At 63.2% G+C, this 13,032-nt stretch carries 13 protein-coding genes; 5 read left to right on the forward strand and 8 right to left on the reverse strand.

Features of this window, described 5'->3' with window-relative positions:
- Positions 1 to 101: 101 nt before the first annotated feature.
- The 8 genes from dacB to ACLCGK_RS31025 all read right to left on the reverse strand — a co-directional run bounded on the left by dacB (position 102) and on the right by ACLCGK_RS31025 (position 9,218).
- Complete coding sequence (gene dacB, locus ACLCGK_RS30990; protein ID WP_410953564.1) at positions 102 to 1,559, reverse strand: D-alanyl-D-alanine carboxypeptidase/D-alanyl-D-alanine-endopeptidase; 1,458 nt, start codon at positions 1,557 to 1,559, stop codon at positions 102 to 104.
- A gap of 185 nt (positions 1,560 to 1,744) precedes the next feature.
- A complete protein-coding gene (locus tag ACLCGK_RS30995) occupies positions 1,745 to 2,089 on the reverse strand; it encodes a YggL family protein (RefSeq protein WP_004376110.1) in 345 nt (114 codons plus the stop codon).
- A 41-nt stretch (positions 2,090 to 2,130) separates the two neighbouring features.
- On the reverse strand, positions 2,131 to 5,763 hold the full coding sequence (locus tag ACLCGK_RS31000) for an ATP-binding protein (protein WP_410953565.1): 3,633 nt from the start codon (positions 5,761 to 5,763) through the stop codon (positions 2,131 to 2,133).
- An 8-nt stretch (positions 5,764 to 5,771) separates the two neighbouring features.
- Entirely contained in the window at positions 5,772 to 6,389 is a 618-nt protein-coding gene (locus tag ACLCGK_RS31005; protein ID WP_367245640.1) for a response regulator, read from the reverse strand.
- Positions 6,390 to 6,672: 283 nt separating this feature from the next.
- Complete coding sequence (locus tag ACLCGK_RS31010) at positions 6,673 to 8,004, reverse strand: deoxyguanosinetriphosphate triphosphohydrolase (RefSeq protein ID WP_013971681.1); 1,332 nt, start codon at positions 8,002 to 8,004, stop codon at positions 6,673 to 6,675.
- A gap of 189 nt (positions 8,005 to 8,193) precedes the next feature.
- Complete coding sequence (locus ACLCGK_RS31015; protein ID WP_410953566.1) at positions 8,194 to 8,523, reverse strand: hypothetical protein; 330 nt, start codon at positions 8,521 to 8,523, stop codon at positions 8,194 to 8,196.
- Positions 8,520 to 8,894 (reverse strand): phage holin family protein, encoded by a 375-nt coding sequence (locus ACLCGK_RS31020; RefSeq protein ID WP_013971683.1) that lies wholly within the window; start codon positions 8,892 to 8,894, stop codon positions 8,520 to 8,522. The genes ACLCGK_RS31015 and ACLCGK_RS31020 overlap by 4 nt, the downstream gene beginning before the upstream one ends.
- Positions 8,895 to 8,903: 9 nt before the next feature.
- Positions 8,904 to 9,218, reverse strand: a complete 315-nt coding sequence (locus tag ACLCGK_RS31025) for a YqjD family protein (RefSeq protein WP_013971684.1) — start codon at positions 9,216 to 9,218, stop codon at positions 8,904 to 8,906.
- A 313-nt stretch (positions 9,219 to 9,531) separates the two neighbouring features.
- On the opposite strand from ACLCGK_RS31025, the gene ACLCGK_RS31030 reads away from it, so the two are divergent.
- The 5 genes from ACLCGK_RS31030 (at position 9,532) to ACLCGK_RS31050 (ending at position 12,900) form a co-directional block, all read left to right on the forward strand.
- Positions 9,532 to 10,740, forward strand: a complete 1,209-nt coding sequence (locus ACLCGK_RS31030) for an ammonium transporter (RefSeq protein WP_015269506.1) — start codon at positions 9,532 to 9,534, stop codon at positions 10,738 to 10,740.
- A gap of 70 nt (positions 10,741 to 10,810) precedes the next feature.
- Positions 10,811 to 11,050 (forward strand): glutaredoxin family protein, encoded by a 240-nt coding sequence (locus ACLCGK_RS31035; protein ID WP_004376101.1) that lies wholly within the window; start codon positions 10,811 to 10,813, stop codon positions 11,048 to 11,050.
- Positions 11,051 to 11,158: 108 nt separating this feature from the next.
- Positions 11,159 to 11,590: a D-Ala-D-Ala carboxypeptidase family metallohydrolase gene (locus tag ACLCGK_RS31040; protein ID WP_023661723.1), complete on the forward strand. Its 432-nt coding sequence runs from the start codon at positions 11,159 to 11,161 to the stop codon at positions 11,588 to 11,590.
- A 65-nt stretch (positions 11,591 to 11,655) separates the two neighbouring features.
- Positions 11,656 to 11,964 (forward strand): hypothetical protein, encoded by a 309-nt coding sequence (locus tag ACLCGK_RS31045; protein ID WP_039614911.1) that lies wholly within the window; start codon positions 11,656 to 11,658, stop codon positions 11,962 to 11,964.
- Between the two features lie 51 nt (positions 11,965 to 12,015).
- Positions 12,016 to 12,900, forward strand: a complete 885-nt coding sequence (locus ACLCGK_RS31050) for a pseudouridine synthase (RefSeq protein ID WP_015269509.1) — start codon at positions 12,016 to 12,018, stop codon at positions 12,898 to 12,900.
- Positions 12,901 to 13,032 lie beyond the last annotated feature (132 nt).

Here is a 13,032-nt window from a genome sequence, read left to right on the forward strand (position 1 = left end):
CTTGCCCGCTCCCACAGGTACTGCACCGTTATTGAACTTGGTGCAATACCTGTGGGAGCGGGTAAGCCCGCGAAGAGGCCGGTACTGGCTGCCTATACCTATCAGTTGGCCGCAGTGCTGCCGGCCAGTTTCGGCTGGCGGTACAGGTCCAGCAGCACCTGGTCGAGCACCTGCGAGGCGCCCCAGGGTTTCGGATCGTTGAGGATCGCCGCCACCGCCCAGGTATGGCCGTTGCTGTCGCGGCTGAAGCCTGCAATTGCCCGCACGGTATTCAGCGTGCCAGTCTTGATGTGCCCTTCGCCGGTCATGGCGGTACGCTTCAGGCGCTTGCGCATGGTGCCATCCATACCCACCAGCGGCATCGAGCTCATGAACTCGGCAGCATAAGGGCTCTTCCAGGCAGCCTGCAGCATCGCGGCCATCTCCCGGGTGCTGACCCGTTCGGCACGCGACAGGCCGGAACCGTTTTCCATCACCAGGTGCGGCGCGGTAATGCCCTTCTTCGCCAGCCACTGGCGCACCACGCGCTGGGCGGCGCGGGCGTCGTCACCGTCGGCATCGGTGCGGAACTGCGCGCCAAGGCTCAGGAACAGCTGCTGGGCCATGGTGTTGTTGCTGTACTTGTTGATGTCGCGGATCACTTCCACCAGGTCTGGCGAGAAGGCACGGGCCAGCAGGCGAGCGCCCTTGGGCACGTTCTCGAAGCGGTCGCCACCCTGGATGCTGCCACCCAGCTCGTTCCAGATCGCGCGCACGGCACCGGCGGCGTAGGTCTGGTGGTCGAGCAGCGACAGATAGGTCTGGGAGTTGCAGCCGTCAGCCAGCTGGCCACTGACCGTTACGCTGATGCCATCGGCCTGCTGCACCGGGTTGTAACGCACATCACCCGAGCACTGTTTGGAGGCCACCGCCTTGACCTGATTGTCGATACGGATGCTGGCAATCGGCGGTTCGACTGCGATGGTGACCTTGCCGCCATCGTTGCGGGCCACGAAACGCAGGGCCTTGAGGTTGACCAGCAGCGAGTCGGGCTTGACCAGGAACGGCTTGTTCTCATCGCCACCGTCGTCGTTGAACTGCGGCAGGTTGGGCTGCACGAAGTGGCTGCGGTCCAGCACCAGGTCGCCGGTGATGGTGCGCACGCCATTGGCGCGCAGGTCACGCATCAGCAGCCACAGCTTTTCCATGTTCAGTTTCGGGTCGCCGCCACCTTTGAGGTACAGGTTACCGTTGAGTACACCGTTGCTCAGAGTGCCGTCGGTGTAGAACTCGGTTTTCCACTGGAAGGTCGGGCCGAGCAGTTCGAGGGCGGCGTAGGTGGTGACCAGTTTCATGGTCGAGGCCGGGTTGACCGAGACATCGGCATTGAACACGGTCGGTGTGCCGGGGCCGTCCAGCGGCAGCATCACCAGCGACAGGGCAGAATCCTGCAGCTTGTTGGCCTTGAGGGCCTGCTGCACCTTGGCAGGCAGCGTGGTGTTGACGGCGGCGGCCTGGCTGGGCAGGGCGAGTGGCAACAGCAGGCCGGCAAGAACGAGGGGACGAAGCGTTTTGATCATGATCGATAAATACCCTACGGCGAGGGAAAAGGGCATTGGGGCTGTAAGGAGTGATGGCCCCAGGGTGAAAGAATACGCATTATGCCCCAAGCGCAGCGACGATGCGCCACGTTCGACGGAAAAGCACCCCCAATAAAAAAGCCACCCCTGAGGGTGGCCTTTTCAGCGATCGAGCCGGGCCGGTATTACTCGGCCTTGTTGATCGGCTTTTCCGGGTACCAGGCGTCCAGCAGCGGGCTGACCTCGATCTTGGTCAGTTCGCTACGGCCTTTGAGCCAGGCTTCAACGGCTGCACGCTGTTCTTCGCTGACCGAGCCGCGTTTGACCGAGCACACCAGGCCGAAATCGTCACCGCCTACATAGTCCAGGCCATTGGCGTCCATGGCTTCTGCCAGGAACGCGTCGAGGAAAGCATCGATTGCCTGGTCATCCAGATCTTCCTTGAATTCCAGGTTCAGCTCGAAGCCCAATTCCTGAAACTCGTCGACACACAGCTTCTTGCGCAGACGACGGGAGCGGTTTGTGGCCATGAAACAATCCTCTTAGGTAATAACGCCGCGCAGTCTACCAGTTAACACGCCTGGCTGCCTGCCTGTGTGCAGGTGCCTGTGGCCAGTTCCCTGGCCAGGGCACGTTCTACCCGGTACATATGCCGCGCCAGTGCCTGGCGCCGCAGGCGTAACTGGGTGGTAGGCAAGCCGCTTGCCTCGAGGGCTTCGCAGGCTTTCATCAGCTCGGGGGCTTCCAGCATCCGCGCGGCACTGAGCACCTTGTGCGCCTGTTCGGCAATGGCATCGCTGTCATGCTGCGGATGCAATGCCATCAAGGTGGCCAGGTCGGCCTGCAGGCTCTGCTGCAACGCCTGCAGGAAACGCTGGCGATCATTCGGGTCATGCCCGACCACCGTGGCCAGGCCGTCCAGGTGGTAGAGCTTGCGGCGCGGTTTCTGCTGGCGGCGTGGGCGGATACTGGCAAGACGCTGGCTGAGCGTGCCCAGGCTGATGGGCTTGAGCAGGCAGTCGTCCATGCCGGCGCTCAGGCACTTGCGGCGTACCTCCGGCTGTGCGTTGGCGGTGTAGCCGAGAATGGTGCAGCGCTGCCGCTTGCCATGGCGTTCCTCGGTACGTACGGCAGTGGCCAGCTGGTAACCGTTCATGTGCGGCATGTTGCAGTCGAGCACCAGCACATCGAAGTCGCCCGCCCGCCAGGTAGCCAGGCCTTCGCGACCGTCTTGGGCGCTGGTGTGCTCAAGCCCCAGGTAGCCAAGCTGCTGTGCCATCAGTTGCAGGTTGGCCGGGTGGTCGTCGATCACCAGCACGCTCAGCCGTGGGTCGGGCACGTCGAGGTTTTCGATCAGCGGGGCCGGCTGCGCTGCTGCGTCAACCCGCTGCAGCGGCATCTTCAGGCGCACCTGGGTGCCGACATCCTCCAGGCTCTTTATGGTCAGGCTGCCGCCCATCATCTCGCACAGGTTGCGACAGATGGCCAGGCCCAGCCCGGTACCTGCACGGGCGCTCTGGCTATGCGGGTTGGCCTGGATGAACGGGTTGAACAGGCGCTGCAGGTCGTCGGCGTGGATACCGATGCCACTGTCGCGCACTTCCAGCTCCAGAACTGCGGGGGTAGTGCTGCCGTCGTCCACCAGGCCGACGCATATGCGCACCTGGCCATGCTCGGTGAACTTGATGGCGTTGCTTACCAGGTTGGACAGGACTTGCTTGAAACGCAGGGGGTCGAGCAGGGCATGGCAGCGGGCGGCCGGTGCGATGATCACCTCCAGGGCCAGGCCTTTCTGCCGGGCCTGGCCCTCGAAAATGCGCCCCACCGACTCGACCAGGGCCGCCAGGTCGACGGCCTCCGGGGCGAGGGACAAATGCCCGGACTCGATGCGCACAATGTCGAGGATATCGCCGATCAGGCCCAGCAGGTCCTTGGCCGAATGGTGGGCCAGCTCCAGCGCACAGCGGTCTACACGGCCTTGGTCGGCGCGCTTGACTGCCAGCTCGAGCATGCCGATGACGGCATTCATCGGGGTGCGGATTTCGTGGCTGATGGTGGCCAGGAACGTGCTTTTGGCGCGGTTCGCATCATCGGCCTGCTGCTTGGCCTGGCGCAGCTCCATGACCAGATGGCGGCGCTCGCTGATGTCGATCCAGCCACCGATGATGCCCTGCACCTCACCCAGTGAGTCGCGGTACGGCAGAATCCAGTGGTAGATGGTCATCTCCCGGCCCTGGATCCGAAGTGGCCGGTCCATGATCAGCGGCGAGCCTTCGGCCATCACCTTCAGATAATCGGCGTGGATCTGCCGGGTCTGCTCGTAATCGGCGAACAGGCTCCCCTCCAGGTTTTTGCCGATGACCTCCTCGGAGCGGGCCTGCACGGCTTCCAGGTAGCTGTAGTTGCAGCTTTGCAGTCGGCCCTCGCGATCACGCACGTACATGGGGTGGGGCGTGCCGTTGAGGAGGGCGCGCATGAACGCCAACTGGTCGTTCAGCGCCCGTTCGGCGCGTTGCCGCTGGCGAATCTGCAGGCGCAGGCGGGCATTCCACAACAAGGCCAGCAGCAACAGCACGGCGGTGCCCAGTACCACCTGTATCGCCAGCCGGCGGTAGCCGTGGTCGTTGCCATCCTCGTGCAGGCTGAAGCCGCGCCAACGGTTGTTGATGACCCCCAGTTCTTCCGGCGAGATGCTCAGCAGTGCCTTGTCGAGGATTGACACCAGCGCTTGTGACGGGGCGCTGGTGGCCATGGCGAAGGTGGCGGGTTCGCTGCCGACGGTGGCCCGGATGACCAGTTCGGGATTGCCAGCCAGGGCGTGGTTGGCGTCGATCAAGGTGGTGATCACCGCATCGACGGCACCACTGTTGAGCAACGCCATGGAATAGAACGAGCTTTCGGTCTCGACCCAGCCGATTTGCGGATAGTGCCGCGACAGCATGGCGTCCATGGCGCTGTAGCGGGTAATGGCGATGCGATGACCCTGCAGCTGTTCCAGCGAGGTGAAGGGTTGTTTGTCCTTGCGGCTGACCAGCACATAGGCGCTTTCCAGGTAGGGTTGGCTGATTTGCAGGTCGTCTTCGTTCATCCCGCCGCTGGCCAGTGCAGCAATGACATCGGCGCGGCCATCCTTGAGGCGGGCAATCATGTCGGCAAGGCCACTGGCGCGCTGCACTTCGAAACGCAAGCCGGTGCGCAGGCGAAGGAGTTCGAGCAGGTCGGCGGTGATGCCGCGAAAATGCCCCGAGCCGTCGAAATAGGAGACCGGTGCAGCGGTGTCATCGATTGCAACGCGCATCACCGGGTGGTCTTTCAGCCATTGTTCTTCGGTGTCGGTCAGTTGCAGCTTGCGGTCGGTCAGCAGCAGGTCGCTACCAGCGCTCCAGCGCTTGAAGATGCTGGCGCGTATGGCCGAGGTCTGTCTGTCCAGGGTGGCGTTCACCAGATCCATCAGGACCCGGTCCTCGCGGCGCAGGGCAAAACCGAAGCCGATGGCCTCGTGCTTGCCGAAACTGGCCATGCGCAGACGCGGCAGGTGGCCGCGATTGAGCTGGTAGTGGGTGGAAATGGTATCACCGATGAACACGTCGGCCTGGCCGAACGCCACGGCACTCAGGGCCTGGCTGGACGAGCCGAAGGCCAGAAGCTCGGCCTTGGGGTAGGCGCTGTTCACCTCCTGCCGGGGCAGGTAATGGTAGAGCATGCCCAGGCGCATGCCGCCCAGGCCCGTGTCCAGCGCCCGGCTTTCGTCCTCGCGCGTTACCAGCACCGGTTGGTCGATGGCATAGGGGTGCGACAGGGCCAGGCCATCGCTGGCCGCTTCGTAGCCGTTGGAGCTGCCAAGGAGGTCGATATCGCCCTGCCGGAGCGCCTCGACCGCCGCTTGCCGGCTGGAAAAGCGCAGCACCCGCACGGGCAACTGCAGGGCCTTGCCGATCAGGCTTGCGTACTCGGCGGTAAGGCCCTGGTAGTCGCGGCCCCCACTGGTGATGTCGAACGGCGGGTAGTCTGGTGCCGAGGTACCCAGCACCAGTTCCTGACGGCCTTCGAGCCATTGCCGTTGTGCGTCCGTGAGCGTTGGTAATGCCGGCCTGGCCGATGAGCGTGCCAGCAAGGTATAGGATGAAGCCTCGTGATGGGTAGCCTGTGCCACGCCGCTGAACAGGAGCAGGGTGAGCAGTAGGCGAGCGATACTGTGCGCCATGACTACCCTCAGACCAGCGCGTTGCGTTTGGCCATTTCAATCAGATCGACCAGCGTATTGACCTGAAGTTTGTGCATGAGGCGCTTCTTGTAGGTACTGACGGTCTTGCTGCTGAGGAACATGCCCTTGGCAATTTCCTTGTTGCTGCGGCCCTGGGCGAATAGTTGCAGCACCATCAGTTCGCGGTCATTAACCTGACGGAAAAGTTGCAGGTCGGCATCTACCGCCTGGTTATGCTTGATTGCCTGGCTGGGGAAATAGTTGTAGCCAGCCAGCACGGCCTTTACTGCACTGAGCAGTTCGCTCAGGTCCTCCTGCTTGCACACATAGCCTGCGGCACCCGAGTGCATGCAGCGTACGGCAAACAATGCGGGAGATTGCGCGGTCAGTACCAGTACTTTCAGGGGCAAGGCCATGGCCTGGAACCGGGCAAGCACCTCCAGCCCGTCCAGTTTGGGGATGCTGATGTCGAGGATGACCAGGTCTGGGGCGGCTTCGCGAATCATCTGCATGGCGTCCACGCCGTTGTCCGACTCGCCGACAACCTTGTAATTCTGGTTTTCCAGCAACATACGAACGGCCAGGCGGATGACGGGATGGTCGTCGACGATAAATATGGAATGCATGTTCAACTTCCCTGCGGGCGATTGAGGGTGACAGGCGGCACCTTATCGCAGTTGAAAGTCATCGGGCATGCGAGGAAGGGCTATTAGCCCTATATGGGAAATGGCTTACAAGATAAAACAATTCGGGCTACGAAATAAGCGCGTTTAATTCATTGTCAAAGCGTGATTGGTAACTTTTCATTTACTTTTATTCGTGCCGTTTAACTTGCCGCCAGTATATGTAGGAAGTTTCCCACAATGTGCGGTGCAGCTACGGGCGATGTCCGGGCTGCACCGGCAGGGCTCAGGTCGGGCTGGAGCGCCCGGTCATTTCCCGGGCCATTTCACTGGCATAGCTGTCGGTCATCCCCGCGATGAAGTCGATCATGCGCAGGAAGGCGCTGTGCAGCGAGCCGTGTGGGTCGGGGGCATTGTTGCCGATCAGGTCCAGTACCCGGCGACTCTTGAACGAGGGCGTGCGTCCACCGTGCTGCTCGAGGGCGGCCCCGCAGAAGGTGTTCAGCAAGATTTCCAGCGTGGTGTAGGCGCCGATCTCGTGCAGGGTCTTGCGCTTGTCCTGGAAGATCTTGTTGCGTGCCATGTCCTTGGCCTGCAGCACGCAGCGCTTGGCCGGGCCGTGCATGTGTTCGACCAGGTCGCCCGCCAGCTGGCCGGCCAGCAAGGCTTGCTGCTGCTCGACGAAGGCGCGGGCGGCAGCGTTGGTCAGGTGCTCGATGGCCTTGCCGCGCAGGATCGCCAGCTTGCGCCGCCGGGAATCGCCAGGGCCGAGCTGACGGTAGGTTTCCGGCAGGTCATCGCCGACCAGATCGAGCAGCAGTGCTTCGACTTCGGCGTATTGCAGCAGCTCCATTTCCAGGCCGTCTTCCAGGTCGATCAGCGCGTAGCAGATGTCATCTGCAGCCTCCATCAGGTAGACCAGCGGGTGGCGCGCCCAGCGCTGGTGTTCCAGTTGCGGCAGGCCGAGCTTGCGGGCGATCTGCTCGAGCAGCGGCAGTTCGCTCTGGTAACTGCCGAACTTGTGCTTCTTGTAGCCCAGAGCGTCGGCGTGGCGTGCGCTCCACGGGTACTTCAGGTAAGTGCCGAGGGTGGCATAGGTCAGCCGGGTACCGCCGTCGAACTGGTGGTACTCCAGCTGGGTGAGTACGCGAAAGCCTTGGGCGTTACCTTCGAAGTTGAGGAAGTCGGCGCGCTCGTCGTCGCTCATGTCGTCCAGCCAGCCACGTCCGGCGGCCTGCTGGAACCAGTGCCGGATGGCGTCTTCGCCAGAGTGGCCGAACGGTGGGTTGCCGATGTCATGGGCCAGGCAGGCCGACTGCACGATCATCCCCAGGTCGCTGGGGGCGCACCAGTCCGGCAGGCTGTCGCGCAGGGTTTCGCCGACGCGCATGCCCAGCGAGCGGCCGACGCAGCTGACTTCCAGCGAGTGGGTCAGGCGTGTATGGATATGGTCGTTGCTCGAAACCGGGTGCACCTGGGTCTTGCGCCCGAGGCGGCGAAAGGCACCGGAGAAGATGATGCGGTCGTGGTCTTTGTGGAAGGGGCTGCGCCCGAGTTCATCGGCGCTGTACAGGGCTTTGCCCAGGCGTTCGCGGGTGAGCAGGGTGTGCCAGTCCAAGGCGCGGTCTCCTGTGGATCGAGGGGTATAGCTTCCGGTGTCCGGAAGGGCAGCGCAAGGGGTAAGCCTGTAATGGCCCTATTGCCGGCAAGCCGGCTCCCACAGGGATTGCACATGGCTGGAGGCCGATGCTATCGAGGTGGGAGCCGGCTTGCCGGCGATAGGACCGGTGCAGTCGACGGAAAACGCTCAGGGGCGGCGGCTGCCTTGCAGGTACAGGCGCAGCAACGGCAGCAGGCTGGTGCCCAGGCGCAACAGCCGCGTCAGGTTGCCGCTGCGCACGCCCTTGCCGGTGAGGAAGCCCAGCGCCACCACTGCGCCAATCCCCCAAAGCGGCGCATGCTTGATGCCCAGCCCGTCGTGCAGTGAGCTGCCCATGCCGCGCACGCGGCGCAGTGGCTCAAGCAACTGCGCGGATTCGTGGCGGATTTCCTGGCGGTGCATTTCCATGCGCAGGCGCAGCAGCGCCTTGCGCAGTTCCCGCGGGTTACGGGTGTTTGGCAGTTCTGGCAGGCTCATGGCAACAGGCGCTCCCGGTCCTTGGCAAGTTCCTCGAGGGTGGCGCCGAAGGGCGACGACTCGTCGAACACCGCGGCCTTCAGGCGCAAGCCGCAATACAGCGCGGCTATGCCGTAGAACACGCACAGGCCAATGATGCCGGCCAGGCGATAGCTATCCCACAGCAGCACCAGCAACAGCCCGGACAACGCCGTCAGCAGAAGCAGGGCGAATACCAGGGCGAGGCCGGCGAACAGCAGCAGGCTCAAGGTGCGGCCCTTCTGCTCCTGCAATTCGATGCCGAACAGTTCGATGTGGCTGTGCAGCAGCCCCAGGGCAGCCGCCCCCAGGCGCTTGCCCGAGGCGCTGGCGCCGTTGGCGTCGTTCTCCATGGAAACCCCTCAGCGCCGGTTGGCCAGCAGGCCGATCAACAGGCCGACGCCAGCGGCAATGCCGATCGCCTGCCACGGTTTTTCCTGCACGTACTGTTCGGCACTGCTCAATGCTGCCTGGCCGCGTTCCCGCACCGAGTCCTGGGTCAGTTGCAGGGTTTCGCGGGCCTGGGTCAGGCGGTCGTGGATCTGTTCACGCAACTCGTCAGCCTGGTCGCCTGCCAGGTTGGCAGTGTCGGCCAGCAGCTTCTCGGTGTCGCGGACCAGTGCCTGGAAGTCAGCCATCAATATCTCTTGTGCAGTCTTTGCCGATTTGCTGGCCATGGTTATCTCCCTGTCGATGAGTGTTGGTAGTTCGAGTAATAGCACGCGCGGAAGGTTCAAGTACCGGCGCTGGTATGGGCCTTGCTAAGGCTTTGCCACGTTGCGGGGCGCCCTGGGCGGGTATTGCGCCGATTCAGGGCGTCAGCGCAGCGGATACCGATAAACCTTAACTCAATCCACGACAAACCCAAGAAAAAACCAAGCAGGCTCCGCCCGGTTCACCGAAACGGGGCAGGGAGCTGGCACCGATTCGGTGCAGGGATGCAGGTTCTTGAACTGTCCTGGTGCCTTTTTCAGCAGGTCTGCCTATTTCATGGAAAACATGCACAGCGCGATGGACTCTCTGGTCCACGGTTCAAACACCCTGTTCATTCTCATGGGCGCCATCCTGGTGCTGGCCATGCATGCCGGCTTCGCGTTTCTCGAAGTGGGCACTGTACGCCACAAGAACCAGGTCAACGCCTTGTCGAAGATTCTCAGCGACTTCGCTATTTCGGCATTGGTGTACTTCTTCATCGGCTACTGGATCGCCTACGGGGTCAGCTTCTTCCAGCCGGCGGCAGCGCTGGCTGCCGACCATGGCTATGCGCTGGTCAAGTGCTTCTTCCTGCTGACCTTCGCTGCGGCGATCCCGGCAATCATCTCCGGGGGCATCGCGGAGCGGGCGCGATTTGTGCCGCAACTGTGTGCCACGGCGTTGATCGTAGCGTTCATCTACCCGTTCTTCGAGGGCGTGGTGTGGAACGGCAACCTGGGCGTCCAGGCCTGGTTGCAGGCACGCTTCGGCGCGCCGTTCCATGATTTTGCCGGCTCGGTGGTGGTGCATGCCATGGGCGGCTGGCTGGCGCTGGCGGCGGTGTTGCTGCTGGGCGCGCGCCGTGGGCGCTACCGCGATGGCCGGTTGGTGGCGTTTGCCCCGTCGAGCATTCCCTTTTTGGCATTGGGGTCGTGGATCCTGATCATCGGCTGGTTCGGCTTCAACGTCATGAGTGCCCAGACCCTGCAAGGTGTCAGCGGCCTGGTGGCGATCAACTCGCTGATGGCCATGGTCGGTGGCACCCTGTCGGCCTTGCTGGCCGGGCGTAACGACCCGGGCTTCCTGCATAACGGGCCGCTGGCCGGGCTGGTAGCGGTTTGTGCCGGTTCCGACCTGATGCACCCGATTGGTGCGCTGGCCACCGGCCTGGTGGCGGGGGCGCTGTTCGTCTGGACCTTTACCGCGGCGCAAAACCGCTGGAAGATCGACGATGTGCTGGGTGTGTGGCCGTTGCATGGCCTGTGCGGCGTATGGGGTGGCATGGCCTGCGGCATCTTCGGCCAGGAGGTGCTGGGTGGCATGGGCGGTGTCAGCCTGGTCAGCCAATTGCTGGGCAGCCTGATGGGCGTGGTGGTGGCATTGGCCGGCGGTTTTGCCGTGTATGGTGCAATCCGCGCGCTGCATGGGCTGCGCTTGAGCCATGAGCAGGAGTTCCAGGGCGCGGACCTGTCGCTACACCGTATCGGCGCCACCAGCCAGGATTGAGCCAGGTCAGGTGCACTGTGGGCAGGACGGACCTAGAATAGGTTTCTCCCTGCCAAAGCGGACTTGCCCCATGCTGCCTGAATGCCAACTGTTCGGCACCCTCGGCTGCCACCTGTGTGAAGTGGCCGAGGCCGTGCTGATGCCCTTCGTCGATCATGGCCTGCTGGTGGAACTGGTCGACATTGCCGAGAACGAAACTCTGTTCGAACGCTATGGCCTGATCATTCCGGTGCTGCGCCGTTGTGACAACGGCGCCGAGCTGCACTGGCCGTTCGATGCCGAACAGGTGGTGGCGTTTCTCGCGCAGTAATTGCGCCAGGGGAGGTCTGTCCCTGCTCCATGCGGTGTGCAGCGTTGTGATGATCCGCTGCCGGCACGTTGAGGCCGGCATCCTTCACCGGTCATCAGGAATCCAGCCATGCGCATTACCCCCCATTTCACCCTCGATGAAATGACTGTTTCGCAGCTCGCCGCCAGGGAAGGGCTCGACAACAATCCTCCAGCCGAGGCGCGTGCCAACCTGCAGTTGCTGTGCAATGCACTGGAGCAGGTGCGCGCGCTGTTCGGCGCACCGGTCATCGTCAGCAGTGGCTATCGCAGCCCCGCAGTCAATCAGCGCATTGGCGGGACGCTGACGAGCAAGCATCTGCAGGGGCTGGCGGCTGATTTCACGGTGATTGAAGTGACCCCGCGCGAGGTTGTGCGACGGATCAGCGAAAGCACCATCCCCTTCGACCAGCTGATCCTCGAATTCGATGACTGGGTGCACCTGGCCGTGTCGCGCGGCGCCCCTCGGCGCCAGGTGTTGACCATCCGTAAAGGCACCGGCTATCTGCCGGGCCTGCAATGAAGCGCATTGACGGCGGCAAGGGGATATTCGTATGCTGTATATAAATACAGTGTCGAGGTGAAGCCATGCTCAATGTCGAGCAACTCAAGTACAGCGTCAACCGCATGCCCGTCGAGCGGGTGGCCGACGCTGTTCTGGAACTGCGCCTCGAAGGCCTGGTGACCGACGACCGCACGCCGTTCGGCAAGGTCCACTTCAATACCTGCTTCGCCGAGATCGAGGCCCTGTTCCAGCGTGCCGGCTATCACCGCGGGCTGGATGTGGTGGGGTATCAGGGGTTGCTGTATGCCCTCTACGACCCTGGGCGCTGGGAGCCGGTGCAGGTGTTGCGCTGGCTGAAGGATCGCTGCGAGGCCATTGCCCAGGCTGGTTGAGGGCGCGGGCTTGGGGGATAATGCGCGGCCGTGAACGTTTCGAGCCCTGCCATGACCACGCCTTTCGACCCCGCCCGCCAGCAAGCCAGCACGGTGTGCCTGCCCCCCGGTAACTGGGCGACGGTGCTCGACTGCCTGTGTGACCATTTCAAGGCCATCGACCGCGCCCAGTGGCTCGATCGTTTTGCCCGTGGCCGGGTGCTTGATGCCGAAGGGCGGGCGGTTTCTGCCGAACTGCCTTACAAGCGCGGTATGCGATTGCACTACTTCCGTGAGGTGCCGAACGAGCGGCCGATCCCGGTGCAGGAGGCCATACTGCATGTGGATGAGCACTTGGTAGTAGCCGACAAGCCGCATTTCCTGCCTGTGACGCCGACTGGTGAATACGTCGAACAGACCTTGCTGCGCCGTCTGATCCGCCGCCTGGGCAACCCGCATCTGGTGCCGTTGCACCGTATCGACCGGCATACCGCCGGGCTTGTGCTGTTTTCCGCCAACCCGCAGAGCCGCAGTGCCTACCAGCGGCTGTTCCCCGAACGACGCATCGACAAGCGCTACCAGGCAATTGCGGCGGCCATGCCGCAGCACGATTTCCCGCTGGTGCACAAAAGTCGCCTGGTACATGGCGAGCCGTTTTTCCGCATGCACGAGGTAGAGGGGGAGGCCAACAGCGAAACCCTGGCCGAAGTGCTGGAGAAGAATGGCGAGCTATGGCGTTACGGGCTGTCGCCGGTAACTGGCAAGACCCATCAGTTGCGCGTGCACATGGCAGCGCTGGGGGCGGGGATCTGCAATGACCCATTCTATCCGCAGCTTCTCAACGACGAGGACGACTACCAGCGGCCGCTGAAGTTGCTGGCGCAGAGCCTGCGCTTTGCAGACCCGTTGAGCGGGGAAGAACGCTACTTCGAGAGCTGTTTGCAGCTGGATTGGTAGTCTGGACGGGGTCGTTGTAGGAGCGGGGGGGGGGGGGGGGGGGGGGGGGGGGGGGGGGGGGGGGGGGGGGGGGGGGGGGGGTGGGGGGGAGGGGGGGGAGGAGAAGAGGAGGGGCATGACCAGGCAACGGAA

The organism is Pseudomonas sp. S1(2024) (genome assembly GCF_046557535.1).

Coding starts and splice junctions, on each gene's coding strand:
- dacB (WP_410953564.1), bottom strand. CDS start 1,559: ATGATCAAAACGCTTCGTCCCCTCGTTCTTGCCGGCCTGCTGTTGCCA.
- ACLCGK_RS30995 (WP_004376110.1), bottom strand. CDS start 2,089: ATGGCCACAAACCGCTCCCGTCGTCTGCGCAAGAAGCTGTGTGTCGAC.
- ACLCGK_RS31000 (WP_410953565.1), bottom strand. CDS start 5,763: ATGGCGCACAGTATCGCTCGCCTACTGCTCACCCTGCTCCTGTTCAGC.
- ACLCGK_RS31005 (WP_367245640.1), bottom strand. CDS start 6,389: ATGCATTCCATATTTATCGTCGACGACCATCCCGTCATCCGCCTGGCC.
- ACLCGK_RS31015 (WP_410953566.1), bottom strand. CDS start 8,523: ATGAGCCTGCCAGAACTGCCAAACACCCGTAACCCGCGGGAACTGCGC.
- ACLCGK_RS31020 (WP_013971683.1), bottom strand. CDS start 8,894: ATGGAGAACGACGCCAACGGCGCCAGCGCCTCGGGCAAGCGCCTGGGG.
- ACLCGK_RS31025 (WP_013971684.1), bottom strand. CDS start 9,218: ATGGCCAGCAAATCGGCAAAGACTGCACAAGAGATATTGATGGCTGAC.
- ACLCGK_RS31030 (WP_015269506.1), top strand. CDS start 9,532: ATGGAAAACATGCACAGCGCGATGGACTCTCTGGTCCACGGTTCAAAC.
- ACLCGK_RS31035 (WP_004376101.1), top strand. CDS start 10,811: ATGCTGCCTGAATGCCAACTGTTCGGCACCCTCGGCTGCCACCTGTGT.
- ACLCGK_RS31040 (WP_023661723.1), top strand. CDS start 11,159: ATGCGCATTACCCCCCATTTCACCCTCGATGAAATGACTGTTTCGCAG.
- ACLCGK_RS31045 (WP_039614911.1), top strand. CDS start 11,656: ATGCTCAATGTCGAGCAACTCAAGTACAGCGTCAACCGCATGCCCGTC.
- ACLCGK_RS31050 (WP_015269509.1), top strand. CDS start 12,016: ATGACCACGCCTTTCGACCCCGCCCGCCAGCAAGCCAGCACGGTGTGC.